Raw genomic sequence first — 25,947 nt, 5'->3', positions numbered from 1 at the left:
AACCACGACCGACCGAGCGTCGCGTTCCACATCACGGGGCCTCAGCAGGGAAGATGCTCTGGTGACATCTTCGACCGTGACCCCTGCCGACCGCGACGACACCGCTCGGCGTTTTCGAACCGCGCTGTTCGTCGACTTCGACAACGTCTACATCGGCCTGCAGCGCCTGGACCCCGCGGCCGCCGAGGCGTTCGCCACCAACCCGGCCCACTGGCTCAGCGAGCTGGAGTCCGGCACGGACTCCGAGGGCGACTTCACGCGGCGGTTCCTGATCCGCGCGTGCTACCTCAACCCGTCGCGGTTCTCGCAGTTCCGGCCCAACTTCACGCGCGCCGGCTTCCAGGTGGTCGACTGCCCGTCGCTGACCCAGCAGGGCAAGAGCAGCGCCGACATCAACCTGGTGCTCGACGCCGTCGACGCGCTCGCCGCGTCCACGCAGTACGAGGAGTTCGTGATCGTCTCCGCGGACGCCGACTTCACGCCGCTGGCCCTGCGGTGCCGCGCGGCCGACCGTCGGGTGACGATCATGACCGCCAGCCCGGCGGCGAGCGCCTACCGGGCGGTCGCCGACACCGTCATCACGGCCGACGAGCTCGCGGACCTGGTCACGCAGACGGCGTCCACCCTGGCCGTGGAGGCCCCGACCGTCGAGGCGCCGGTCGCCTCGGCGCCGGCCGCCACCACCACCGCGCCCGCGCGGGCGAAGAAGGAGACCGCCGCGGTCACCGAGCCGCGCGCGAGCACCGCGGCGCGCAAGGCCGTCCTGCAGCGCGTGCAGACCGCCGACCGGCCCGTGCCGCTCGGCGCGATCGCGCAGCTCGCGCAGAAGACCGAGCCGGCGCTGCCCGAGTCGCGCTGGGCGGGCACCGGCGGGTTCCTGCCGTGGCTGGCCAAGGTCGTCCCCGAGGTAGGCGTCTCGTCGCGACCGCCGGGTTTCGTCTGGGACCCGAAGCGCTTCGGCGAGGCCGACCTGCCCGGCGCGGTCTCCGACACGGCGCCGAGCGCGCTGCAGCGGCAGGTCGTCGCCGTGACCGACACCCCCGGTCTGAGCCAGGCCAACTACCGCGTGCTGCTCACCGCCCTGGCGGCGGACCTCAAGACGCACCCGTTCGACCGCGCCGAGACCTCGAGGCGCGTGCGGGACGCCTGCCAGAAGGCGGGCGCCAAGATCGGCCGCTCTACGGTCAACTTCGTCATCGGCGGCATCATCTTCACGGGCCTCGACCTGAAGTCGACGACCAAGGCGGGCGACCTCGCGCTGGCGTGGGCGGAGAACGTGGTCGGTCTGTGCCGCGGCGCGAGGATGCAGCTGAGCACCGGTGACGTCGCCGCGATCACCACCTGGGTGGGCGGCGGGCTCCTGGAGAGCTGAGGCCCGCCGCGCTCAGGCCCCGGCGGTCGGCGACCCGTTCGTGGGCCGCACGGTCGCCGGGGCCGCGTGCGGCTGGTCCGTGAGCGCGCCGATCATCTGCGTCAGGTCGAGCCCCGTGGTCGACCGGATCAGCTCCTGGAGCTGGACGAAGTTGCCTGCGACGGCCTTCGGCAGGGCGGACGCCCCGTCGGTCGAGACCACGGTGAGCGTCTCGATGTTGCCCATCGGAGCGGCCAGCTGCTTGGCCACCTCCGGCAGCGTCTCCAGGAGGCGGTCGAGCACAGCGGCCTGGTTGAACTCCTTGTACGCCTCGGCCCGCTGCTGCAGGGCCTCGGCCTCCGCCCTGCCGCGCGCCAGCACGGCGGCACCCTCGGCCTCGCCTTCGAGCTTGGTGGCGGTCGCCTGCGCCGTGCGCAGTGCCAGCTCGCCGGCGCCCCGCAGCTCGTTCTCGGCCTTGGCCGCCTCGGCCGCCTTCACCGCGGTCACCCGCTGGGCCTCGGCCTGCTGCTCCAGGCGGTAGCGCTCCGCGTCCGCCGGGCGGCGCACCGTGGTGTCCAGCTGACGCTCTGTCAGGGCGGCCTGACGCTCCGCGACCAGCTCCTCCTGCGCGAGGATCTCCTGCTGGCGGGCGGCCGCCTCGAGCGGGCCGGCCGAGGCCGACAGCGCCTTCGCGCGATCCGTCTCGGCGAGGATCTCCGCCTGCCGCAGGTCGAGTGCCCGCTGGTAGTTGGCCACCTCGGTCTCGGCGTGGATCCGCTTCTCCTCGGACAGCCGGCGCGCCTCCGCCTCGGCGATCTCGGCCTCCCGGCGGATCGCCGCGGCCGACGCGCGGCCCATGTCGAGGATGTAGGTGCCGCCGCCGTGGTCGGTGACCTCCTGGATGGTGAACGCGTCCAGGCTCAGGCCCTGCGCCGTGAGGGACCCGGTCACCGACTCGAGCACCTGCTGGGAGAAGGACTCGCGGTCGCGGATGACCTGCTCGACGGTCAGGTTGCCGACGATCGCGCGCAGCGCTCCCGAGAGCTGGTTCGTGGTGAAGCTGTCGATCTCCTCCTGCTGGCTGCCGAAGCGTTGGGCCGCCGCCCGGATGGAGACGTCCTCGTTGTGCACCTTGACGATCGCGACTCCGGAGACGGTCAGCGCGATGCCCTGCGACGACGGCGCGCCGTTGACCTCGACGGTGATCCGGCGCGAGGACATGTCCAGGACGGACAGCTGCTGGACGAACGGCAGGACGAACACGCCGCCGCCGGTCACGACCTTCTGCCCGGACAGGTCGCCCGAGGTCTTGCCCTTGCGCCCCGTGACGATGAACGCCTCGTTGGGCTTGGCCACCCGGTACCGCTTGGCGATCGCGATGCCGACGACCAGGACGACGAGGACCAGGCCGGCCACGCCGACGACGGGCAGCAAGGGTTCGAGCAGCACAGGGAGCTCCTAGAGCGAGAGGGACGACGTGGTGGCGACCTGGACGACACCCGGACCGAGGTTGGCCACGACGGTGACACCTGCGCCGAGGGGCACGGGGCCGTCCGCGCGGGCCGCGAGCGCGGTGCTCTGCCCGGCCACGACGAGCGAGACCTGCCCGAGCCCGACGGCCGGGATCGAGGTGGTCACGGTAGCGGCCTGACCGACGTAGTCGCTGCTGGTGATCTGGTGTGCCGTGGGTCCGTCGGTCAGCGAGCGGGTGGCGACGGCCGCGCCTGCGCCGACCACCGCGCCCGCCACGACCCCACCGAGCGACGCGACCAGCAGGCTCACGTCCGTCGTGCCCAGCAGGAGACCGCCGACGATGCCGAAGGTGGCCAGGAACGACAGGACGGCCGTGGACGACAGGTAGCCGCCCGTGAAGTCCAGGGCGTCGAGCACGCCGTCGAAGAGATCGCCGACGGTCACCACCAGGACCAGGAGCAGCAGCGCGACGCCGGCGATGACCCAGAAGAAGAGCATGTGTCGGCGTCCTCGATCCGCGCGGGTGTGGGCGCGTCGGTTATACCGCGTTCAGGGGCGCCCGCGTGGGCGTTTTGCGCTCTGGCGCCCCCTTCGGTCGGACGAACCAGCCGAACGGCGCAAGCACCGGACCGCCCGGGCGTCAGCCGGCGCATCGCCGACGGGCTCCCCGCTCTCGCGGTCGCCGCCCGGCGCCGGGCCTTGCCGACGTCGGCCCAGGTCAGGGCGCCGTCCGCGACTCGTATGGGCGGTACACAACAGCTCTGACGTGCCCTATGCTCCCCTCCGTCGCCGCCGATGGTTGAGCGCGACCGCCAGGTCATGTGTTCCCATCGGGTGGAGGTACGGCTATGCGCCGGCGGTCGGCAGGACGTGCGTCGTGGGTTGCCGCGGTCACCGGTGTGGCGCTGGTCGCCACCCTGACCACCGACGTGGCGGAGGCGCCGCCCCGCGCGGCCACCGTCGAGGCGGCGCTCGACCGCACGGCCACCGCGGACGCGGCCACCCCGCCCGCCGACACCGACGGCACCCGCACGGGCTCGATGAGCGCCGTCGCCCTGCCGCCGCTGATCGAGCCCGCCGCGCCGCCGGCCGGTCCCCCCCGGCTCGCGCCGCTGAGCGGTCCGCGCCTCGTGCACCTCGACGGCGGGACCGCCGCCGACCCGCACCTCATGACACCCGCGGAGATCCGCGACACGGTCCGCTCGGCGCGCAAGCCCGGCGCCGTCGCCATGGGCGCGAACGGCCTGGCCGCCGCACCCCAGGACGACGCACCGCTGCGGTCGAGCCAGACGTCTCCCGCGGACAACGCGGTGAACCTCGGGCTGACGCCGACGCTGAAGGCGAAGGTCGCGGAACCGGTCAGCGGCGTGTCGTACATCTTCCGGTTCACCGTCTGCCCGGGCACGACATCGGCCGGCTCGAGCTCCTGCACGAATGACACCCCCATCGCGGCGCAGTCCGCGTGGACGACGGGCTCGTGGACGGTGCCCGCCGGGAAGCTGAAGGCGAACTCCACGTACTCGTGGTCGGTGGAGGTCTCCGAGGGTCAGCCCGGTGCCACGTCGGCCTGGGGCACCTGGTTCAACGACGTGCGCGTGTTCGCGACCGGCGCGACGCTGTCCGCGCCCGACAGCGACACACCGGTGCTGGTCAGTCCTGCCGACGCGGCCGTCCTGACCACGCGCACGCCGGTGCTGACCGCCTCGATCAGCCGGCCCGTGCCCGGCGCGACGTACCAGTACCAGTTCACGATCACGTCCTACGACGGCGCCATGACGTGGAACTCGTCCTGGCAGGCGAGTCGCACCATCACCGTCCCGACAACGACCCTGTACTGGAACCGCGGCTACACGTGGTCCGTCGCCATCCGCGACAACCCGTACATGGGCACGATCTTCAACCCCGAGCGCACCTTCTACCCGATCGTGCCGGTGCCCGCGCAGGCCAAGGTCGTCGCCGACCGCCGCGCACCGTACGACCACGGGGTCAGCGTCGGTTCCGGGGCCTTCACCTCGGAGTCGATCGACGCGGCCGTCGCGGTCGCCGGTGGCTCGCTGGCGATCTCCCGGAGCTATCGCAGCGTCGACACGGCCGTGCGGGCCCTGGGCGCGGGGTGGACGTCGGTGTTCGACATGTCCGTCTCGACCCCGTCGGGCGCGGCGGGCCCCGTCGTGCAGTTCGCCGACGGGCACGTCGAAGGGTTCGCCGCCAACCCCGACGGCAGCTTCGCCGGCGCGCCGGGCAACCTCGGGACCACCCTGACCAAGTGCTCGACCTGCACCGCGTACACCGTGTCCGACGGGCAGGGCTCGACCTTCACGCTCGACAACCTCGGCCTGCTCTCGGTCAAGAACCAGTCGGGCAACGTCGTCAACGTCACGCGTGACGCGACCACCAAGAAGCCCACCCAGCTCAAGGACGCCAAGTCCGGCCGCACCCTCACCGTCACGTGGAGCGGTGCGCACATCACGAAGATCGCCGCCGGCCCGGCACCGAGCGGCGTCGTCAGCGAGTGGAACTACACCTACTCGGGCGACCGCCTGACGAAGGCGTGCGCCCCCGGGCTCGGCACGGTCGTGCGGTGCACCACCTACGCGTACGCCAATGCCACGTACCCCAACGCCATCACGTCGGTCGGTGACCCCTCCGGCGCCGTGCGCGCCACCGTCACGTACGGCTCGGGCGCCGTCGCGGCGAGCGTGGCGGACGCCGCGGGCACGAGGTGGACGTTCGCCCGCTCTGCCGTCACGGGCGGCACCAAGGTGACCTCGACCGGGCCGGGCGCGGTGGCCACCACGTACACGATCGACGCCGACTCGCGCGTCACCAGGCAGGTCGACGCGCTCGGCGGCGCGCAGACGTGGACGTACGACTCCGCCGGCCGGCTGGCCCGCTACCAGGACGCCGCGGGCGGTGGGCTCACGCTCGCCTACTCCCCGGAGGGCTTCATCGCCTCCCGCAGCGTGTGGCAGACCCCGACGACCTACACGACGCAGTGCTTCACCTACTACAAGGCCGCCGGCGTCACCTACGGCAAGCTCAAGAGCGTCCAGGACCCGCGGGGCTGGTGGTGCGGGGACAACGTGTACGTCTCCGGCACCGACATGACGTCGTACGAGTACGACGCCGCCGGGCGCCTGACCGCGGAGGTCCAGGGCTCGCTCACCGCGTCCCCGGCCGCGCCCCGTCAGGTGTACGCCTACACCACCGGCAGCGAGACCGCCGTGGGGGGTGGCACCGTACCGGCCGGGCTGCTGGCCAAGGTCACCACCCCGGGTGGAGGCGCGGTCCAGTACGCGTACGCCTCGAGCGGCCAGGTCCGCACGGTCACGACCCCCGCCGGACTGGCGACGGGCTACACCTACGACACGCTCGGCCGCACCGCGACGATCTCCAGCGTCGCGGGCGGCACGACGTCGACGTCCACCTTCGGCTGGTTCGACGACGGCGTGGTGCGCTCGACGACCGGCCCCGCGGTCGCCGACTCCGTGAGCGGCGTGACCCGGCAGGTCCGCACCGAGACGGTGCTCGACGCGGGTGGACGTCCCAGCGAGCAGCGCACGTCCGACCTGCGCAGCGGTGCGGTCTCCACGGTCGCGACGAGCTACGACACGCTCGGACGGGTGGTCAAGGTCGTCGGACCCGACGGCTCGCGTCAGGCCGCGTACACCTACGACGCCCTGGGCAACGTGACCTCGTCGACGGACGCGCGCGGCGCGGTCGTCTCCTCGACGTTCGACGCGCTCGGGCGACCCCTGACCTCGACCCTCATGGGGTACCGCGACCCGCTGGACAAGGCCGCCGCACCGCGGGACGTCCGCCTGGCGACCGCGACCTACGACGCGGTCGGCAGGCTGGCGACCGCGACGGACGCCGCCGGCCAGGTGCGCCGGTACGCCTACCGGCTGGACGGCCGCCTCACGAGCGTCACCGCGGTCGGCGCCAGCGGTGGCAGGGACGTCATCGAGCAGGCCTACGCGTACGACGCCCTGGGCAACGTGACCTCGGTGTCCACGGCCAACGGCCTGTCGACGACGTCGTACACCTACGACGCGCTCGGGCGGCTCTCCCGCGAGTCCACCGGGCCGCGGGTGACGACCTACACGCGTGACGCCGCCGGACGGGTCACCCGGCAGTCCGTGGGTGACGCGACGGGCGTGCTGTCGTACACGCGCACCGAGTACGACACCGCCGGCCGCGCCGTGCTGGTCGCGAGCGGACGCACCGCCGACGAGCGGGTGACCCGTCACGCGTACGACGAGGCGGGACGCCTGACCGCGACGACGGACCAGCGCGGCTCCGCGGTGGGCGACCCCGCGTGGTCCACGACGTACACCTACGACGCGACCGGTCAGGTCACCTCGGTGGCCGAGCCGCTGACCGCGGTCACCGACGCGTCCGGCACCCGCTCGTCCCGGCCCACCACCCGCTTCGGGTACGACGCCTTCGGACGCCAGTCCGTGGTGGTGGACCAGACGGGCGCCAGGACGACCGTCGCGTACGACGCCGGGGGTCGCGTGGCTTCCGTCACCGCTCCCCGGGTGACGCTCGCCGACGGCTCGGTCACGACGCCGACGGTGACGCGCGCGTACGACGCCGCCGGGGACCTGACCTCGGAGACCGACGCCGCGGGCCGCGTCACCTCCCACACGTACGACGTGCTGGGCCGCGCGGCGACGACGACCGAGCCGCCCGCGACGGCCGGCGGGACGCCGCGCGTCTCGACCTGGACGTGGTCGGACGCGGGTGACGTCACCGCCATGACCGACCCCACGGGCCGGAAGGCCACGTGGGCCTACGACAAGCGGGGCCTGCGGACCTCGGCGACGAGCTGGGACGGCACGACCGCCTACACCACGACGTTCGCCTACGACGACGCCGGCCGCGCGACCGCGGTGACCGACCCCCTGGGTGCCGTCACCCGGCTCGGCTACGACACGTTCGGCAACCTGACCTCCGCCACGGACGCCGACTCGGTCGCCGTCACCGTGGGCTACGACGCCCTGGGCCGGCAGACCCGCATCGCCAGCGGCGGGCAGACGGCCGTCGTCGAGTACGACGGCGTCGGCAACCCGGTGAAGAAGACGCGCCTCGGCGCGGGGGACGCGGTCATCGAGACCACGACCGCGACGTACGACCCCGCGGGCAACCAGCTCACCGCGAGCGGGCCGCTCGGCACCGGTGGCGCGTGGACGTGGGACGCCGCCGGGCGGATGCGGAGCCAGGCCACGGCGGTCGGCGCGACGACGACGCTCTCGTACGACGCCGCCGGCGACCTCACGCGCATCGTGGACCCCCGGGGCCACGCCACCGACATCACCCGCGACGCGCTCGGCCGGCCCACGACGGTCGTCGAGCCGCCGACGGCTGCGCACCCCGCGCTCGCCGGCCGCACGTGGACGACGTCGTTCGACGTCGTGGGCAACGCCGTCACCGCGGTCGAGCCGGGCGGCGTCCGGACGACGCGCACGTTCGACGCCGACGGCCGTGTGCTGACCGAGGCCGGCTCCGGCGGCGGCGCGCAGCCCGCCGAGCGGACCTACGAGTACGACGCGTCGGGGCGGATCACCGGGGCCTCGCACCCGGACGGCGTCCAGCGCTTCACGTACGACGGACGTGGGCTGCTGATCGCCGCCTCCGGACCGGCCGGAGACACCACCACCACGTACGACGCTGCCGGCCGCGCGGTCGCGGGCGCCGACGCGTCGGGGGCGTACTCCGCGACCTGGACGCGCGCCGGGCGACTCAGCTCCGCGACGGTCGACGGTCTGCGCCGCACGTACGCGTACACGTCCGCCGGGCTGCCGCTCAGCGAGACGTACGCCGACGGCACGTCCCGCTCGTTCTCCTACGACGCGGCGGGCCGCCTCACGTCGGACACGGTCGGCTCCACCTACGCCTGGTCGGGCACCTACGACGCCGCGGGCAGGCTCGCGACGAAGACGGTGGGCCCGGCCACGACCGCGGACGCCGGCACGACCACGTACGCCTACGACGCCGCCTCCCAGCTGACCGGCTGGGTCGACCCGGACGGGACCCAGCACACGCAGACGCTGGACCGCGCGGGCAACGTGGTGGCCCGCGACGGCGTGACGTCCACGTACGACGAGCGCAACCGGCTGCTAGCCGACGGTGCGTCCACCTTCGAGTGGAGTCCTCGCGGCACGCGCAGCGCGGTGACCACCGAGGGCGAGACGACCCGGTCGACGTTCGACGCGTTCGGCCAGCTCACGTCGGACGCCACGACGCAGTACTCCTACGACGCCCTCGGTCGGATCGCCACGGCGGGCACGCAGGCGTTCCAGTACGCCGGGCTCGCCAAGGAGCCCTCCACGGCGGGCGAGCACCGCTACGGCCGGGTCGGCGGCGCGCTGCTGGCCGTGGACGGTCGCCCGACCGTCCAGAACGGGCACGGTGACGTCGTCGCGACCCTCGGGGACGGTGGCGTGCTGAACCAGTCCACCGGGTACACCCCGTGGGGGCTGCCCACCGGTGAGCGTGCCGCGGGCGGTCTGGGCTACCAGGGTCAGTGGACGGCGCAGTCGGGCCTCGTGCACATGCAGTCCCGGTGGTACGACCCGACGACCGGGTCGTTCGTCACGCGGGACGCCGCGCAGGTGCCGCTCGACCAGGCGAACCGGTACGCCTACGCAGCCGGGAACCCGGTCGGCAACAGCGACCCGACCGGTCAGTTCGTCCCCGGCTTCGCGGCCGTCGCCGCCATCTCGCAGGGCGTCGCGCAGGCCAGCGCCGTCCTCGCGGCCGCGGCCGCCGTGACCACGGCCGCCGTCGTCGTGGCGGTCGTGGTGGTCGTCGTCGTGGTCGTCGTCGCGGGGGTGGCGATCTACCAGCACTCCCAGGAGACGCCGACCACCACGGCACCCCAGGCACCTTCCGTCACACCCGCGACCGGACCGGGCAGGAGCCCTCAGGAGGGACCGTCCCCGGGACGGTCACCCGGGTTCACCGCGCCGTCGGTCCCCGAGTTCGACTTCTCAGGTCTGGGCAGCTTCGCTCCCGAGATCAACATGGGTCCCGCCCTGCAGGGTCTGACCCAGACCACCACCGCGCTGACGGACATGAACGCCGGCATCGGCCAGATGAACACGGGCATCGCGGGGGCCAACCAGGGTCTGGGCCAGGCGAACCAGGGTCTCGGCCAGATGAACCAGGGTCTCGGCCAGATGAACAGCGGGCTCACCCAGGCGAACCAGGGCCTGAGCCAGATGAACAGCGGGCTCAGCCAGGCGAACCAGGGCCTGAGCCAGATGAACAGCGGGCTCAGCCAGGCGAACCAGGGCCTCAGCCAGATGAACCAGGCCATCAGCCAGATCGGCCGGGCCATCGACGACATGGTGCGCGCCCTCGCCGAGATGAACGCCGCGCTCCAGGGCATCCTCGCGGCACTGCCCAGCTCGAACTGGGCGAACGAGCCGGACCACTCGGAGTCGCTGACCACGCGGCCGGAGATCGCCAACCCGGTGGGCGTCCTGCCGGTGGACGCCGCACGCCTGTGCGAGGTCAGCCTGCTCATGTGCCGTGCTGCCGCGGGTGACACCGCTGCGGACATGACGACGCCGGTCGACCTGTCGACCTCCTTCGTCCCCACGGCCTCCGTGCCCGGTGCGCCCGGCGCCGCGGGCCAGCCGCCGCAGACCGGCGCCGAGGACGGCACCGTCCGCCGCAACGCGTCCGGCCGCGCCATCGACGACCGCGGGCGGTTCATCGTCGACCCCGAGACGGGTCCGGCGCCCCAGGTGTCGCGCCCGTACATCCGGCAGTGGGTGCGCGACGAGGTGCTGGAGCGGGCACCGCGCGACGGGAAGGGCCGTCTGATCGACGAGAACGACCAGCAGCCGATCGAGGGGCCCTTCCACTTCGGTCACACTTATGGCAACGAGTGGTGGCGCGTGCGCGACAAGTCCATCGAGCAGGGGTGGTCGCGTGACCAGCTCAACGACTACGTCAACGACCCCAACCTGTTCCAGATCGAGCGGCCGGAGAACAACTGGTCGCACCGCTACGAGATGCCCTGAGGAGACCCGGTGACCGACCGCGCGGGACGATCGGAGCTGCACTACGCCGCGCTCGACGGGGACACGGCCGCAGTGGAGCGCCTGCTCGCGCAGGGAGAGGACCCCGACCTCGCCGACCAGGCGGGGTTCACTCCCCTGCACTTCGCCGCGCAGTCCCTGCACGCCGACGTCGCCCGCCTGCTGCTGCAGGCGGGCGCGGACCTCGAGGCGCGCAACAGGTTCGGTGCGACCCCCCTCCTGGTCGCGCTGGGCAAGGTCCGGGACTCCGACGGCGAGGTGGTCCGGGTGCTGCTCGAGGCGGGTGCGGACAAGGAGGCGCAGAACGCGTCGGGTCAGACTCCCCTGGGCTTCGCGCGCCTGGTCGCCAACTACGACCTGATGCGGTTCTTCCCCGACGAGGCCTGAACGCCCCAGCACGTCGGACGCCGACCGCCGTCATTGGGCCGCCGAGCACGGACGTCGTCGCGACCGACGAGGCGACGCACCTGACGTTCACCGTCGTGCCGTGAGGCGCCACGCTCAGCGGCGAGCGACCGCCCGCGCGATCCGCCCGGCGTCGATCCGCAGCTCGCGGAACATGCCGCTGATCGGGTTGGTGTAGCCGGTGAAGTAGAGCCCCGGGGCGTCGTGCGACGTGCGCGGGCCGTGCACGCGCGGGAGTCCGCGGTCGTCGAGCACGCCCAGGTCCCCCACCAGCGCCTCGAGCCCGCGGCGGTACCCGGTGGCCGCGATGATCACGTCGGGGGTCAGTCGGGAGCCGTCGGCCAGCACCGCCGCGCCGTCGTCGAACGATTCCACGGCCGCGACCGGCTCCACCCGCCGTGCCCGGACGGCGGCGAGGAGCCCGACGTCCTGCAGCGGGACCGAGCCCGCCAAGACGCGCGAGTAGAGCCCGGTGGTGGGCCGCGCAAGCCCGTAGGCGGAGAGGTCCGGCACCTCGACCCGGGCCACCACGGCCGCGATGCGGTCCACCACCGGGACCGGCAGGTGCCGCACCAGGATCCCGGTGCCCTGGGCGGGCCAGCCGAGGTTCGAGCGCCGGACGATGTGCGGGGGCGTGCGGATGGCCAGCCGGACGCGCGCCGCTCCGCCCTCCGTGAGGTCGACGGCGATCTCCGCCCCGGTGTTCCCGGCCCCCACGACGAGCACGTCCCTGCCGCGGTACGGGGCGGGGTTCCGGTAGGTCGACGCGTGCACCAGCTCACCGCGGAACGTCTCGACCCCGGGCCAGGCGGGCGGCACGGGCGTGTGGTTGTACCCCGTGGCGACCACGACCGTCGGCCCCGTGAACGACTCCCCGGTCGCCGTCTCGAGCGCCCAGGTGCCGTGGCCGGCCCGCGCCACGCGCGTGACCTCGACCCCGGTGCGCACGTCGATCCCGTGGTGCGCGGTGTACCGCTCCAGGTAGTCGACGACGTCCGCGCGCGCGACCCAGCGCCCGGACGCCCGCGGGATCGGCATCCCGGGCAGGCTCGACCCGCGCCGGGTGGTGTGCAGGTGCAGCCGGTCGTAGTGCCCGCGCCACGAGGAGCCGACGTCGTCCGTCCGTTCGAGCACCAGGTCAGGCACGCCCCTGCGGCCGAGGGCGGCCGCGACCGCGAGCCCGCCCGGACCGGCACCGATGACGAGGACGCGAGCACTGCTCATGGCCCTTCATACCGTCTTCTGGACCTCTGTCCAAGAGCTCTGGGCGCTAGACCCGCTCCAGCAGCGTCAGCACCTCGTAGTGCGGGGTCTGCGGGAACATGTCGAGCACCTGGGCGCGTCGCGGGCGCAGCGACGGCATCACCGCCAGGTCCCGGGCGAGCGAGGCGGCGTTGCAGCTGGAGTAGACGACGTGCCGCACGTCCGAGTCCTCCAGCCAGCGGCTGAGCTCGTCGCCGATCCCCCGCCGCGGCGGGTTCACGATCACGAGCTCAGGGGCGCTCTCGGCCGCGAGGGCGAACTGCGTCGCGTCGCCGGCCGCGAACCGCACACCGGACAGGCCGCGCGCGGACGCGCTCTGGGTCGCGCTGGCGATCGCCTCGACGCTGGTCTCGATGCCGACGACCTCCCGCCCCGGCGCTGCGACGTGCAGGGCGAACCCGCCGACCCCGCAGTACAGGTCCCACACGGACGCCGGTGCCAGCTCCTCCACCCACGACGTGGCGTGCCGGTACAGCGCGGCCGCGACCTCCGTGTTGGTCTGGAAGAAGCTCTGCGGGCGCAGGTGCAGGTCGATCCCGTTGACGCGCATCCGCAGCGTCTGCGTCTCGGTGAGCGGGATCTCCCGGTCACCCTCGAGCACGGCCCGGTGGTCGGGCAGGAGGTTCACGGACACCACGCGCAGCTGCGGCACGGCGTCCAGCAGCCACGGCAGGTGCTTGCGGATCCGGGCGACCGGCTCCTGCGAGCGCAGCACGAACCGCACCATCAGCTCGCCGTCCGGGGACTGCGTGACCAGCAGGTTCTTGAGCTCGCCCGTGCGCGTCGGCACGTCGTACGGCGTGAGGTTCGCGCGGGTGACGAACGCGGCGAGCAGCGGGAACGACGCGGCGAGCGTCCCCGGGTACAGGCCGCAGCCCTGCAGGTCGATGCCGCGGCCGCCGGCGTCGAGGATGCCCAGCCTCGGGTGTTCGGCGCTCCCGCCGACCACCATCTTGGCCTTGTTGCGGTAACGGGACTCGCGGCCGGTCACCGGAGGCAGCCAGCGCAGGTCGGCGCGCTCGCCCAGCAGGTCGGCGCAGTGCCGTTCCTTGTCGGCGACCTGCTCACCGTGCGGGCGCCCCATCCATGTGCAGGAGCGGCAGACCCCCGCATCGAAGTACGCACACCGCATGGCCCGAGCCTACGTGCGGGCGCGCTCCAGCAGACCACGCACGTAGCACGCCTGGCCTGCGTGCTGGAGGCTGTCCCCGACGATGCTGACCAGCCTCACCCCGAGGGTCACCGGCGGGTCCCAGCCCTCGTCGACCACGCGGTCGAGGTCACCCTCGCGCAGCCCGGCCAGGTAGTCGCGCGTGCGCTCGGCGACCGCCCGGTAGTACGCGAGCAGCAGGTCCGCACCGGCCCGCACCCGGCCGACCTCCTGCGGGCTGTGCCCGTAGCCGGTGTCGGCGTCGTCGAACGGCAGGTCGAAGCGGTCGGCCCAGCCCTGGCTCGTCCAGAGCTGCTCCACGCCCGCGACGTCGGCGATCTGCGCGTCCTCGCCGCGCGCGGCGTGCCACGCGAGCCACGCGATGGAGTTGGCCGCGGGGTCCGGCCGGAACGCCAGGTCGTCCACCTGGAGTCCGTCGACGGCCTGCGTCAGCACGCCGTCCACGCGTCCGTACGACTCGATCAGCAGCTCGGCGACATCCATGCGGCACCACCCTGTGTCTCGGAGAGCACCGACGCTACGTGGCCCCTCGGCGGACCGCGCGACAAGCTGTGCTGATCCCCGCGGCTCGACGAGATCGTGGCAATGGCACGAGAGCGTGCGTGCGAAGGCGCGATCTGGTGCCGAAGCCACGATCTCGCAGGCGCGGCAGGGTGTCGCCCCGGCATCTCCCAGGGCGGGCATGATCGGACCCGTGACCTACGAGTTCGAGGCGCCGCTGTGGCTGTGGAGCGCCCGCAAGACGGACGCGTGGATGTTCGTCAGCCTGCCCACGCAGGTGGCCGACGAGGTGCTGGACCTCGTCGGCGAGACCGGGCGCGGCTTCGGGTCCGTGCGGGTCGAGGTGAGCATCGGGGCCAGCGTCTGGCGGACCTCGATCTTCCCGTCGACTGACACGTACGTGCTGCCCGTGAAGAAGGCGGTGCGCGTGGCCGAGGGCCTCGACGTGGGTGACCCCGTGCGGGTGCGCCTCGACCTGGTCGATCTCTAGACCAGTCGTGCCAGGAGCGCCGCCGCGCGCTGGGCGCCGTCGGTCGCGACCGGCCGGTACCGCACGTCGCGGCCGGCCTCCTTGACGACGGCCTCCGCGAGCCCGTCCCGGTCGAGCGCGTCCTCGTAGGCGAGGTGGCGTCCGGCCTCGTACCGCATCAGCCGCCTGCGCACGTGCAGGTTCTGCTCGAAGTGGTGGCGCAGCGGCACGTAGACGAACGGCTTGCCCAGCGCGGTGAGCTCCATCGTCGTCGTCAGCCCGCCCTGCACCACCGCGACGTCGCAGGCCGCGAGGTGCCGGAACAGGTCCGGGACATAGCCCAGCACGATCGACCCGTCGCCCGTGGGCAGCGACCGGGGGTCGATCCGGGGGCCGGTCACGAAGGCGAACCGCAGCTCGGGGGCGAGCTCGTGCACCAGCGGCACGGCGTCCATGACGCGCCGCAGCAGCGACGTCCCGACGCCGGAGCCGCCCACCGTCACCAGGCAGAGCTTCTCCCCCGGCCGCACGCCGAGCTCCGCGCGCAGCCGCTCGGCCCCCTCCAGCGCGGCCGGGTCGAACCCGGTGACGTACCCGGCGAAGTCGAAGTTCTCCTCGGTCCAGGTGCGGATGCTGGGCAGCCCCGGGCCGAAGTCGTCCTCGACCACGTCGTCCGGGTCGCCGACGAACACCGACGCGTCCCGCACGCGCGCGAACCGGGCCCGCTGCTCGATCATCTCGGCGTTGTAGTCCGCGGTCAGCGCGGCCTCGCGCGGACCTCCGTCGGGCATCGGCAGCCACCCGACGAAGTCGGTCATCCAGGCGAACGAGAACCGCTTGAGCTCGGGGTTCTCGTGCAGGAAGTGGTCCACCTCCCACGCCTCGTCGCCGATCACCAGGTCGTAGTCGCCGTCGGCCACCACCTCGCCGAACACCATGAAGTTGTGCACCATGAGCTCGTCCATCCGGCGGAGCGCCTGGAACGCGTGCAGGTCGTGCTCGCCGGCCTCGTGCTCGATGTGACCGGACTCGTTGCGCAGCCACGCCGACGCGGGGTGCACCGTCTCCCCGTGCCGGGCCAGCACCCGGGTGACGGGATCCTGCGCGAGCCAGTCGACCTGCAGCCCGGGGCGCAGGGCGCGCAGCTCGGCGGCGACGGCGACGTCCCGCTGCGCGTGGCCGAGCCCGATCGGCGACGAGAGGTACAGCGCGCGCGGCGGCCGGCGCGCGGCGTGCACCCAGGTCCGGCGCGGGGCCGGCGGGGCGAACCGGTCGACGAGCTGCGCGATCAGGTGGTTGACCTTGACCGGGTCGCGAGCGGACGGACCGTGCCCGGCCCCCTCCAGCAGCACCAGCTCGCCCCCGGTGAGCTCGGCCAGTCGCTCCCCGAACGTGTGCGGCCGGATGCGGTCCTCAGTGCCGTGCACGACGACGACGGGGCATTTCACCTGGCGGGCCAGCGGCGCGACCGGCTCGCACACCGCCCCCTCGCAGCCGAGCCGGCCCGCGGTCGTGTCCGCCAGGGTCTGCGGGCTGATCTCGTGCGCCCAGCCGATGCAGTCCTCGATCTGCTTGGTCGAGTGCGGCTCCGAGAACATCGCCCGGAAGAAGAAGTCCGTGAAGTCGTCGTAGCCGCCGCCCACCCAGTAGTGCTTGTTGTACTTGGCCCAGCCGTCGGTGCTGGCCAGGGGCTCGTCCCACGGCACGTGGTCGCGGCCGGGCGTGGCCACGTCCAGGCCGCACGAGGGGGCGATCGCCATGAGGGCCAGCACCCGGTCGGGGTCGCCCGCCGCGACGTGCACCGCCCACGAGGCGCCGCACGACTCGGTGACCAGGACCGCCCGCTCGGTCCCGGTCGCGTCGAGCACGGCCAGGATGTCGTCGGCGTACTGCCGGTCCGTGTACTGCTCGGCCCCGTCCGGCCGACCCGAGCGACCGCTGCCCCGCCCGTCGAACGTGATGACGCGGTAGTGCCGCGCCAGGAACCCGATCTGCGCCTTCCAGAACCGCGACGGCACGATCGACCACGTAGGCACGAGCACGACGGTCAGCGGGTGGTCGTCGTGGAACACCTCGTACGCCAGCTCGACCCCGTCCCGCACGGTGACGCCGACGACGTCGGGATCGGCGGACCTGCTCGGGTGAGCACTCACCCGAGCAGTGTCCGCCTGGAGGGTGTCCCGAGTCACGGACGGACCTCGAACACGTTGTTGAACGGGGTCGACGCCGCGGTCCGGAACGCGGTGAACCCGGCGGCCGTGGAGACGTCGCGGATCTTGGCCGGGCCCGCCTGCGTGCCGAGCGCGAGGCCGACGTCCTGGCTCAGCGACGCGGGGGTGCACAGCAACGTCGAGAAGCCGTAGTACGCCCGACCGACCGGGGTGAGGTTGTCCTCGACGCGGTCGCCCGCCATCGGCTCGACGACCATCCACGTGCCGTCGTCGGCGATCGCGTCGCGCACGTGCCGGGCCGCACCCACCGGGTCTCCCATGTCGTGCAGGCAGTCGAACATCGCGATCAGGTCGTAGCCGGTGCCCGTGAACGAGGTCGCGGGGGCCACCTCGAACGTCACGCGGTCCGCCACCCCGGCCGCCACGGCCCGCTCGCGGGCAATCTCGATCGACGCCTCGTGATAGTCCGAGCCGACGAACGTGGAGTTCGGGAACGCCCTGGCCAGCAGGATCGTCGAGGCGCCGTGCCCGCAGCCCACGTCGGCAACCGTGCCGCCGGCCTCGAGCCTGGCGGCGACCCCCTCGAGCGCCGGGATCCACTCGGTGAGCAGGTGCCCGTTGTACATGGTGCGGAAGAAGCGCTCACACCCGTGGTGCACGTCGGTGTGGTGCTCGTGCCAGCCCAGGCCGTCACCGTCGCGGGCCGCCTCGAAGATGTCCGGTGCGTCGTGCACGGTGCCCAGGGCGATCTGGAAGAACCCCGGCAGGTAGGCGGGGCTGGTCGGGTCCGCGAGCGCCACCGCGTGCTCGGCGGGCAGCGTGTAGCGGTGCGTCTGCGCGTCGTAGTCGACGTAACCGCCGGCGGCCTGGTTGTTCAGCCACTCGCGGGCGTAGTGCTCGCTGGTCGAGGTCTGCTCGGCCAACCCGGCGGGCGTGACCGGCCGGCCGTCGGCCATCGCTGTGTAGTAGCCCAACTTGTCACCCATGACGACCATCGCGGTGTTCAGGGTGGCACCGACCTCGTCGACGGACCGGAACACGAAGGACATGAGCTTGTCGGGGTCGATCGTCCGCGGGGGAAGGGTCTCGGTCATGGTGGTGCACTCCTCGATGGTGGTGTCCGATCTGTCCCGATCGACACTGGCCGCCCCCACGGTCCGACCGCATCAGGGGACCCCCCTGGTGTGCTCCCTAGACTCGACCCGTGCTGGTCGGTCGCGAGCGCGAGCGTCAGGTCATCGGGAGGCTGGTGGCCGCTTCGCGCGTGGGTGAGAGCGGCACCCTCGTGCTCGCCGGCGAGGCCGGGATCGGCAAGAGCGCCCTGCTCGAGGACGCAGCGGCCGCCGTGACCGACGCCGGCATGCGCGTGCTGCGGGCCGCCGGGATCGACGCCGAGCGGGAGGTGCCGTTCGGCGGCCTGCTGCAGCTGCTGCGGCCGGTGCTGGACCACCTCGGGGCGATCCCCGCGCCGCAGGCCGAGGCGCTCGGCTCGGCGCTCGCCCTGGTCCCCGGCTCGGGCGGCGAGCGCTTCGCGGTCGGCGCCGCGGTGCTCAGCCTCCTCAGCCGCGTGGCCGAGGACGGCCCTCTGGCGGTCCTCGTCGACGACGCCCACCTGTTCGACCCGCCGTCCGCGCAGGCGCTGTGCTTCGCGGCCCGCCGCCTCACCGCCGACCCCGTCGTCGTGCTGCTCACGGTGCGCGACGAGGCGCCGTCGGTCGTCGGCTCCGCAGGCCTGCCGTCGCTGCTCCTCGGAGGTCTCGCGGACGCCGACGCCGCCGAGCTGGCGGGGTCGCTGGGCCACCGCCTTTCGACGGACGCGCGGTCACGGCTGCTGGCCTCGACCGGCGGCAACCCGCTCGCCCTGCTCGAGCTCACCGACGAGGGGTTCGACGCCCTGCCCCCGGGTGCACCGGTGCCGGTCCCCGCGTCCCTGGCCCGGACGTTCGCGCGCCGCGCCGACGTGCTGTCCGTGGCCGCCCGGACCGCGCTGCTCCTCGCGGCCGCCGCCGGGGGCGACCTCGACGCGACGACGGGCGCCTGCGCGCTGCTGGGGGTGTCGGTCGCTGACCTCGACGAGGCGGCGCGTGAGCAGCTGCTCACCGTCGACGGCGGCCGGATCACCTTCCGCCACGACCTGGTGCGCTCCGGCATCTACGCGGAGGCGGCTCCCGCGGAGCGCCGCGCGGTGCACGCCGCCCTGGCGCAGGCGGTGCCCGCCGACGACGTCGACCGGCGCGCGTGGCACCTCGGCGAGGCGACCGCGACCCCGGACGCGGCGGTGGCGGACGTGCTGGACGACGCCGCACGCCGGGCTCGTGCGCGAGGTGCGTGGGCGGTCGCGGCCGCCGGGTTCGAGCGCTCCGCGCGGCTGACCCCGGACGCCGCCGACCGCGTCCAGCGCCTGGTCGCGGCCGCCGAGAGCGCGTGGCGCGCCGGTCTGCCGGACGCCGCACGCGACCTGCTGGCGCGCGCGTCGGTGCTGCCCCAGCCTCCCGAGCTGCGCACCCGTGCCGACGCGCTGGACGGTGCCGTCGCCGCGCGCACCGGATCGGTCGAGCGCGCGCGCGACGTCTTCCTCGCCGCCGGGACCCGGGCCGCGCCGGACGACCCCGACACCGCCGTCGCGCTGCTCGCCGCCGGCATCGAGGCGTGCCAGTTCGCCGGTGACGTCCCGACCGCCCAGACGGCCGCGGCACTGCTCGCCCGGCTGGAGCCGCGGTCCCCGCGCGCGCGGTTCGTCGGAGCCGTGGCGATCGCCGTGGCGGACATCCTCGCCGGCCACGGCGGTCCCGACATCCTGCGGACCGCGATGGCGGACGTCGACGCGTTCCTGGACGACCCCCAGCTGGCGCCGTGGCTCGTCATCGGCCCGCTGTTCCTGCGCGAGAGCGCGGCGGGGCGCGAGGTCATCCCGACGGTCGTGGCCCACTCGCGGCGGCGCAGCGACATCGGCGGGCTGCCGATCCTCCTGTTCTACGTCGCCCGGGACCAGGCGACCACCGACCGGTGGGACGACGCCGTCGCCGGGTACACCGAGGGCGTCCAGCTCGCGCGCGAGGCCGGGCAGGCCACCGACGTCACCGCGTGCCTCGCCGGGCTGTCCTGGCTCGAGGCGCGCCGCGGCGACCTGGAGGCGTGCCGGGAGCACGCCGAGGAGGCGCTGGCGCTGTCCGTGGAGCACCACCTCGGGTTCTTCGAGGTCTGGGCCCTGACCGCCCTCGCCGAGCGCGAGCTCGCGCTCGGCCGCACCGACGCGGCGCTCGAGCGGTTCCGTGCGCTCGACGAGGTACTCACGCAGCGGGGCATGCGGGACGTCGACCTCTCGCCCGCCGCCGAGATGGTCGAGGCGATGGTCCACCTGGGCAGGTCGGCGGAGGCGGGCGCCCTGGCCGCCGCGCTGACCGAGCGCGCCGAGGTCAAGGGCCAGCCCTGGTCGATGGCCCGGGCAGCGCGCGCGGCCGGCCTGACCTGTCCCGACGCCGACGTGGACGTGTGCTTCTCGGTCGCCCTCGCCTACCACCAGCACACGCCCGACGCGTTCGAGACCGGTCGCACCGAGCTGGCCTACGGCTCCCGGCTGCGCCGGCTGAAGCGCCGCTCGGACGCCCGCCCGCACCTGCGGTCCGCACTGGCCGCCTTCGACCGCCTGGGTGCGGTCCCGTGGGCCGACCAGGCGGCGGCCGAGCTGCGCGCCACCGGCGAGACCGCGCAGCGCCGCAGCGCCACGGGCCTGGACCGCCTGACCCCCCAGGAGCTGCAGGTCGCCCTCATGCTGGCGTCCGGACGCACCACCCGCGAGGCCGCCGCAGCCCTGTTCCTCAGCCCGAAGACGATCGAGTACCACCTGCGCAACGTCTACCTCAAGCTCGGGATCCGCTCGCGGTCGGAGCTGGCGGACGCGATCCCGGCCTGACACCTGCTGCCGGGTGTCGAAGAGCGAGCCGGCCGTTCGACGAGTGGGTGTTCGGCCGGGTCCGACCGGCCGCCGGCACCGAGGAGCCCGCATGTCCGCCACGCCCGTCTCGTCGCACAGCGGCACCGTCGACCCCGCCGTCCGGACCACCCGGTCCCTGCTCCGCTACGGGGTCCTGGCGGGACCGTTCTACGTGATCGTGTCCCTGGCCCAGGCGCTGACGCGCGAGGGGTTCGACCTGACCCGGCACGCCTGGTCCACGCTGGCCAACGGTCCGCTCGGCTGGATCCAGGTGGCCAACCTCCTGCTGACCGGCGTCATGGTCCTCGCGTTCGCGGCCGGGCTGCGGCGGGCCCTGGTCGCCGGTCCCGGACACCGCTGGGTGCCGCGGCTGATCACCGTCTACGGCGCCGGCCTCGTGCTGGGCGGTGTCTTCCGCGCCGACCCGGCGGGCGGCTTCCCGGTGGGCTCGGCTGCCCCCACGACGCCCACCGCGCACGGGACGCTGCACCTGCTGACGTCCGGCGTCGGGTTCGTCGCCCTGGCGGTCGCGATGGTGGTCGTCGCACGGCGGTTCGCCTCGCAGCGGCGTTCGCTCGGTGCGGCGCTGTCGTCGGCCGCCGCGGTGGCGCTCCTCGGTGGGTTCGCGATGATCTCGACGTCCCCCGGACCGGCCGGGGTGCTGGCTCTCACCGCGGGAATCGTGCTGGCCTGGGCCTGGGTGAGCGCCGTCGCCGTCGACACCTCCCGCAGCATCACCACCTGAGGGCGGTCAGCCGGCGACGGCCACGCGGATCTCGTTGTTCCACGGGTCCTCGAAGGCCAGCACGCGGCCGTCGTCGGGGGTCGCGAAGCCGCGGCTCGCCAGGCGGACGTCCAGGGCGCCGCGCTCGTCGTCCGTCGGCAGCTCGATGCTGACCTCGCCCAGCCCGAGCGCGGGGCGCGCTCCGCGGCCGCGATGTAGGACGAGGCCTCGCCACCCGGCAGGAGCCTGATCGGTGCGCGGATCCGCCGCGACGCGGGCACCGACTATGTCGTCAGCGTGTGCAGGCCGGCGCGGGCGAAGGCGAGCACGCGGTCGACCAGGGCGGGCAGCGTGTCGCGGCTCGCCTCGTCGACCCTGTACAGCTCGCGTAGGCCGCCCACCAGCGTGTACGCGGTCAGGCGGGGGGCGAGCCCATCTGCCGACGTGCCGAGCTCCTGCGCGAGCGACTCGGCGGTCACGCGCTCGAGCTCGCTGTAGAAGACGTGTGCCCGGCTGGCCAGGTCGGGGTCCTCGGCGATCAGAGCCGGGCGCATGGCGTGCAGGGAGAGCATCTCGCCAGGCGGGCGGCCCAGGTCCTCGTCGTACTCACCCAGGTCGCGAATCGTGTCGTGGAGCCATTCGCCGAACGCGTCGAGCGTGTCGCCGGTGCGGTCGGCGAGGCGGGCAGCCAACGACTCCGGTGCGAACGGATCGCCGGCGAACAGCAGGTCTGCCTTGGTGGGGAAGTGCAGCGTGACCGTCCGCGTCGCGACGTCCGCGTGCTCGGCGATCGCCGCGATCGTCGTCTGCCTGTAGCCGTGCTGTGCGAACAGCTCCAGCGCGGAGGCCCGGATCCGCTCGCCGGTCTGCCGCTTCTTCCTGTCGCGTCTGCCTTCCATACGGCAAAAGTAGCATCTATCCAATCGCTACATCCGATGCTACTTTTACCTCTCAACGCATCCAATGAGGAGGGGTGAGGACGGGGTTCACTCACGACGCGCCGTTCGGGGCGCCGCCGCGATCGGTCCCCAGGGTCGGCTCGTAGGGCGCTGGTTCGGCGCCCGAGACACTCGCTGACTCGCTCCGCCCGTCCGCGAGCCGTCCGAGAGGGGTCATCATGACCACCGTCGCCCCACCCACCATGCCCGGTCTGGCGCACGGTCTGCGCCGGCTCTACTACGCCCGGTTCGGGTTCGCCATCGCCTGGGCAGTCCTGCTGTACCTCACCAGGTCCGACCTGGGTCCGGCCAGCGTCGCCCTGCTCGTCCTTTACCCCGCCGTCGATGCCGCCGCGGCGGTCGTCGACCTCCGCTCCTCCCACGCCGCAGGGCAGGCGCGCGCGCTGTACGTGAACATCGCGGTCAGCGTGCTCGCGGCCGTCGGTGTCGCCATCGCCTGCACGTCGGGCGTGCCTGCTGTCCTGCGCGTGTGGGGAACGTGGGCCGTCATCTCGGGGCTCGTGCAGCTGACGATCGGGGTCGCCCGCCGCGCGGTCGGCGGCCAGTGGCCGATGGTCCTCAGCGGCGGCCTCTCCGTTCTCGTCGGCGCCGGCTTCATCATCGCGGCCGGCGCCGACGCCCCGCCCCTGGCCGGGCTGGCCGGCTACGCCGCTCTCGGCGGCATCTTCTTCCTCGCCTCGGCGCTGCGCCTGGGCCGAGCAGCGCAGGAGAGCTGACATGGTCACGGACACGGACACAGGCACCGACACGACCTACGACGTCATCATCATCGGAGCTGGTCCGGTCGGCGAGAACGTCGCGGACCGCGTGCGGCAGGGCGGTCTCAGCGCGGCCGTCGTCGAGCGGGAGCTGGTCGGCGGTGAGTGCTCCTACTGGGCGTGCATCCCGACAAAGGCGCTGCTGCGCAGCGGGGCGGCGCTCCGAGCGGCCCGACAGGTACCCGGAGCACGGGAGGCCCTGACGGGAAGCCTGGACGTGGCGGCCGTTCTGCGCCGGCGCGACGACTTCGCCTCGCACTGGAACGACCAGAGCCAGGTGTCCTGGCTCGGACAGGCGGGCGTCTCGCTGTACCGCGGGCGGGGTCGCATCACCTCCACCCGAGTCGTCGAGGTGACCGGCGGCAACGGTGCGACCACGGTGCTGAATGCACGTCACGCGGTCGTCATCGCCACCGGGAGCGGCGCACTGATCCCTGACGTCGCCGGCCTGCGGGAGGCCGACCCGTGGACCAACCGGGAGGCGGCCGCGGCTGCTGCAGTTCCCGGCCGGCTCGCCATCCTCGGCGGCGGGGCCGTGGCCTCGGAGATGGCGACCGCGTTCGCGGAGCTCGGTGCGTCGGTGACGATGCTGGTACGCGACGGGGTGCTTCCGCGTGCGGAGCCGTTCGCCGGAGACCTGGTCGTCGACTCGCTGCGGGACGCCGGTGTGTCGGTGCGGCTCGGCACGGAGACCACATCCGTGCAGCGCGGGCCCGACGGAACGGTGCACATCGGTCTCGCCGATGGTGAGCAGATCGAGGCCGACGAGATCCTCGTGGCGGCAGGCCGGGTGCCGAGGACCCAGGACATCGGGCTGGACACAGTCGGCCTGACCCCGGGCGCGCGGCTCGAGGTCGACGACACACTCCGCATCCTCGCCGCCGACGGCGCACCGGTCGGAGGCGGGTGGCTGTACGCCGCCGGTGACGTCAACGGGCGCGCGCTGCTGACCCACCAGGGCAAGTACCAGGCCCGAGCCGTGGGAGACGTCATCGTGGCGCGCGCCAAGGGCGAACCGGTCCAGGACGGCCGGTGGGGTCGGCACGTGGCAACGGCCGACCAACGTGCGGTGCCTCAAGTGGTCTTCACCGACCCCGAGATCGCCTCGGTGGGGTTGACCGCGGCCGCCGCCGCGGCCGCCGGGCTGCGGATCCGGGTGGTCGACCAGGACCTGGGCGCCGTCCAAGGCTCCACCCTGCACGCCGACGGATACCGAGGCCAGGCGCGCATGGTCGTCGACGAGGAGCGTCAGGTCATCGTCGGTTTCACGCTCGCCGGTCCCGACGTCGCGGAGCTGCTGCACGCGGCGACGATCGCGGTCGTCGGCGAGGTTCCGTTGGACCGGCTCTGGCACGCGATCCCGGCGTTCCCCACGATCAGCGAGGTGTGGCTCCGGCTGCTCGAAGCCTACGGCCGCTGACCGTCCGGGCGACTGAACGCCCGGCCTGCTGGATGTCCTGCCGCGACCGCGACAGGCGAAGGAGACAGCACGAACCCATCACGAGAGGAACATCGTCATGCGTACTCACACCCTTCGGAGGGCCTTCATCGGCGCCACCGCGGCAGCCCTGCTCGCCGCGACGCTGCCGGCGACGGCAACCGGCGCCTCACCGGCCGGCGGCAAGCACCCCACGTCGCCCAAGCCGACGGTGGTGCTCGTCCACGGCGCCTGGGCGGACTCCTCCAGCTGGAATCCGGTCATCCAGCGGCTGCGAAAGGACGGCTACCCGGTCCGGGCCATCGCCAACCCGCTGCAGGGTCTGACGAGTGACACCGCGTACCTCAGCAGCTACCTCACCGCGATCACGGGGCCCAAGGTGCTCGTCGGCCACTCCTACGGTGGCGCCGTCATCACCAACGCGGCCACCTCGGTGCCCGACGTCAAGTCCCTGGTGTACATCGCCGCGTTCATCCCCGCCAAGGGAGAGACCCTCGCAGGGCTCACCGAGGGGTCGGGCCTCCCCCTGGTCTACACGCCGGTCCCCGGCGGCGTGGACGTCACGATCGACCCGGCCGAGTTCCGTGAGGTGTTCGCCGGCGATCTCGACAAGACGACCGCCGCTGACCTCGCCATCACCCAGCGGCCCGCCAACTCCGCGACCGTCACCGACGCCAGCGTGGTCGAGGGCTACCGCACCATCCCCTCCTGGGCCCTCCTCACCCGACGTGACCACGCCATCGCCCCCGCGCTCCAGCGCATGATGATCGGCCGCACGGGCGCCCACGTCACCGAGGTGGACGCCTCCCACGCCGTCATGCTCAGCCGCCCCGACGTCGTCACCGACGTCATCGAGCGAGCCGCGAGGTGAGCCCCCGCCCTCCCAGCCGCACCGCGCTCGAGCTGACACCCGAATCCGAGCCATCCCATCGACGAGAGAAGGACACCATGACCGCCAAGCTCACCATGATCTATGGCAACCCGGTTGACGAGGACGAGTTCGAGCGTCGTTACACGGCGCACCAGGAGATCGTGAAGCAGGTCCCGGACATCCTGCGCGCGGAGTACGGCAAGGTCTTTCCCAAGGAGGACGGCACCCCGCGGCCGCGGTGGCGCACCGCCGATCTGTACTTCGCCGACTACGACACGGCCGTGGCTGCCTTCGAGCACGAGAACGGCGCGGCCGTCGCACGCGATGCCGTCGACCTCGCCACCGGTGGTGTCGAGTTCCTGCTCTCGGAGGTCGGGGACTGAACCCACCGCCCCAGGCCGGTGG

General features: G+C 73.3%; 18 protein-coding genes. 10 read left to right on the top strand and 8 right to left on the bottom strand.

The genetic code is table 11. The features are described from left to right. Positions 1–61 precede the first annotated feature (61 nt). Entirely contained in the window at positions 62–1,372 is a 1,311-nt protein-coding gene (locus KG102_RS05435) for an NYN domain-containing protein (protein ID WP_208214185.1), read from the top strand. 12 nt (positions 1,373–1,384) lie between these two features. On the opposite strand, the gene KG102_RS05430 is transcribed toward KG102_RS05435, so the two are convergent. Next, positions 1,385–2,800, bottom strand: coding sequence for a flotillin family protein (locus KG102_RS05430; RefSeq protein ID WP_208214187.1), 1,416 nt, complete (start codon positions 2,798–2,800; stop codon positions 1,385–1,387). A gap of 9 nt (positions 2,801–2,809) precedes the next feature. After that, positions 2,810–3,322, bottom strand: a complete 513-nt coding sequence (locus KG102_RS05425) for a hypothetical protein (RefSeq protein WP_208289330.1) — start codon at positions 3,320–3,322, stop codon at positions 2,810–2,812. Positions 3,323–3,723: 401 nt separating this feature from the next. Here KG102_RS05425 and KG102_RS05420 point away from each other — a divergent pair, with 401 nt between their 5' ends. Both KG102_RS05420 and KG102_RS05415 read left to right on the top strand, forming a co-directional pair. Then, entirely contained in the window at positions 3,724–10,860 is a 7,137-nt protein-coding gene (locus tag KG102_RS05420; RefSeq protein WP_208289331.1) for a GH-E family nuclease, read from the top strand. Between the two features lie 9 nt (positions 10,861–10,869). Further along, positions 10,870–11,265: an ankyrin repeat domain-containing protein gene (locus KG102_RS05415; protein ID WP_208214193.1), complete on the top strand. Its 396-nt coding sequence runs from the start codon at positions 10,870–10,872 to the stop codon at positions 11,263–11,265. Between the two features lie 114 nt (positions 11,266–11,379). On the opposite strand, the gene KG102_RS05410 is transcribed toward KG102_RS05415, so the two are convergent. The 3 genes from KG102_RS05410 to KG102_RS05400 are packed head-to-tail and all read right to left on the bottom strand — an operon-like array spanning position 11,380 to position 14,200. Further along, positions 11,380–12,507 carry a flavin-containing monooxygenase gene (locus KG102_RS05410; RefSeq protein ID WP_208289332.1) on the bottom strand — a complete coding sequence of 376 codons (1,128 nt, stop codon included), beginning with the start codon at positions 12,505–12,507 and terminating at the stop codon, positions 11,380–11,382. A 46-nt stretch (positions 12,508–12,553) separates the two neighbouring features. Further along, positions 12,554–13,678 carry a 23S rRNA (uracil(747)-C(5))-methyltransferase RlmC gene (gene rlmC, locus KG102_RS05405; RefSeq protein ID WP_208289333.1) on the bottom strand — a complete coding sequence of 375 codons (1,125 nt, stop codon included), beginning with the start codon at positions 13,676–13,678 and terminating at the stop codon, positions 12,554–12,556. 9 nt (positions 13,679–13,687) lie between these two features. Then, positions 13,688–14,200, bottom strand: coding sequence for a mycothiol transferase (locus tag KG102_RS05400; protein WP_208289334.1), 513 nt, complete (start codon positions 14,198–14,200; stop codon positions 13,688–13,690). 211 nt (positions 14,201–14,411) lie between these two features. Here KG102_RS05400 and KG102_RS05395 point away from each other — a divergent pair, with 211 nt between their 5' ends. Then, positions 14,412–14,708, top strand: a complete 297-nt coding sequence (locus tag KG102_RS05395; protein WP_249667480.1) for a DUF1905 domain-containing protein — start codon at positions 14,412–14,414, stop codon at positions 14,706–14,708. Here the strand turns inward: KG102_RS05395 and KG102_RS05390 are convergent. Beyond that, a complete protein-coding gene (locus KG102_RS05390) occupies positions 14,705–16,840 on the bottom strand; it encodes an alpha/beta hydrolase (protein ID WP_249667479.1) in 2,136 nt (711 codons plus the stop codon). The genes KG102_RS05395 and KG102_RS05390 overlap by 4 nt on opposite strands. Positions 16,841–16,872: 32 nt before the next feature. Then, on the bottom strand, positions 16,873–17,952 hold the full coding sequence (locus tag KG102_RS05385) for a class I SAM-dependent methyltransferase (protein ID WP_208214203.1): 1,080 nt from the start codon (positions 17,950–17,952) through the stop codon (positions 16,873–16,875). Positions 17,953–18,062: 110 nt separating this feature from the next. Here KG102_RS05385 and KG102_RS05380 point away from each other — a divergent pair, with 110 nt between their 5' ends. Together KG102_RS05380 and KG102_RS05375 are read left to right on the top strand one after the other, a co-directional pair. Next, the gene (locus KG102_RS05380; protein ID WP_208289337.1) at positions 18,063–20,771 is read left to right on the top strand and encodes a helix-turn-helix transcriptional regulator; all 2,709 of its coding nucleotides are present in this window, start codon (positions 18,063–18,065) and stop codon (positions 20,769–20,771) included. Between the two features lie 91 nt (positions 20,772–20,862). Further along, positions 20,863–21,537, top strand: coding sequence for a DUF998 domain-containing protein (locus KG102_RS05375; protein WP_208289338.1), 675 nt, complete (start codon positions 20,863–20,865; stop codon positions 21,535–21,537). A gap of 263 nt (positions 21,538–21,800) precedes the next feature. On the opposite strand, the gene KG102_RS05370 is transcribed toward KG102_RS05375, so the two are convergent. Continuing rightward, complete coding sequence (locus KG102_RS05370) at positions 21,801–22,415, bottom strand: TetR/AcrR family transcriptional regulator (protein WP_208214209.1); 615 nt, start codon at positions 22,413–22,415, stop codon at positions 21,801–21,803. Positions 22,416–22,633: 218 nt separating this feature from the next. Between KG102_RS05370 and KG102_RS05365 the strand changes: the two genes are divergently transcribed. From KG102_RS05365 to KG102_RS05350, 4 genes are all read left to right on the top strand, one after another. After that, positions 22,634–23,191 (top strand): hypothetical protein, encoded by a 558-nt coding sequence (locus KG102_RS05365; RefSeq protein WP_208289339.1) that lies wholly within the window; start codon positions 22,634–22,636, stop codon positions 23,189–23,191. Position 23,192: 1 nt separating this feature from the next. Continuing rightward, positions 23,193–24,653: a dihydrolipoyl dehydrogenase family protein gene (locus KG102_RS05360; RefSeq protein ID WP_208289340.1), complete on the top strand. Its 1,461-nt coding sequence runs from the start codon at positions 23,193–23,195 to the stop codon at positions 24,651–24,653. Between the two features lie 97 nt (positions 24,654–24,750). After that, complete coding sequence (locus tag KG102_RS05355) at positions 24,751–25,542, top strand: alpha/beta fold hydrolase (RefSeq protein WP_208214215.1); 792 nt, start codon at positions 24,751–24,753, stop codon at positions 25,540–25,542. A gap of 77 nt (positions 25,543–25,619) precedes the next feature. Next, on the top strand, positions 25,620–25,925 hold the full coding sequence (locus KG102_RS05350) for an EthD family reductase (RefSeq protein ID WP_208214217.1): 306 nt from the start codon (positions 25,620–25,622) through the stop codon (positions 25,923–25,925). Positions 25,926–25,947: the final 22 nt, after the last annotated feature.

Origin of the sequence: Cellulomonas fengjieae, from assembly GCF_018388465.1 — a bacterium.
GTDB lineage: Bacteria > Actinomycetota > Actinomycetes > Actinomycetales > Cellulomonadaceae > Cellulomonas > Cellulomonas fengjieae.
Note: the sequence above shows the minus strand (reverse complement) of the source record. Positions and strands in the feature narration are given on the sequence as shown.

Coding starts and splice junctions, on each gene's coding strand:
- KG102_RS05385 (WP_208214203.1), bottom strand. CDS start 17,952: ATGACCGAGACCCTTCCCCCGCGGACGATCGACCCCGACAAGCTCATG.
- KG102_RS05410 (WP_208289332.1), bottom strand. CDS start 12,507: ATGAGCAGTGCTCGCGTCCTCGTCATCGGTGCCGGTCCGGGCGGGCTC.
- KG102_RS05355 (WP_208214215.1), top strand. CDS start 24,751: ATGCGTACTCACACCCTTCGGAGGGCCTTCATCGGCGCCACCGCGGCA.
- KG102_RS05370 (WP_208214209.1), bottom strand. CDS start 22,415: ATGGAAGGCAGACGCGACAGGAAGAAGCGGCAGACCGGCGAGCGGATC.
- KG102_RS05425 (WP_208289330.1), bottom strand. CDS start 3,322: ATGCTCTTCTTCTGGGTCATCGCCGGCGTCGCGCTGCTGCTCCTGGTC.
- KG102_RS05375 (WP_208289338.1), top strand. CDS start 20,863: ATGTCCGCCACGCCCGTCTCGTCGCACAGCGGCACCGTCGACCCCGCC.
- KG102_RS05400 (WP_208289334.1), bottom strand. CDS start 14,200: ATGGATGTCGCCGAGCTGCTGATCGAGTCGTACGGACGCGTGGACGGC.
- KG102_RS05350 (WP_208214217.1), top strand. CDS start 25,620: ATGACCGCCAAGCTCACCATGATCTATGGCAACCCGGTTGACGAGGAC.
- rlmC (WP_208289333.1), bottom strand. CDS start 13,678: ATGCGGTGTGCGTACTTCGATGCGGGGGTCTGCCGCTCCTGCACATGG.
- KG102_RS05365 (WP_208289339.1), top strand. CDS start 22,634: ATGACCACCGTCGCCCCACCCACCATGCCCGGTCTGGCGCACGGTCTG.
- KG102_RS05360 (WP_208289340.1), top strand. CDS start 23,193: ATGGTCACGGACACGGACACAGGCACCGACACGACCTACGACGTCATC.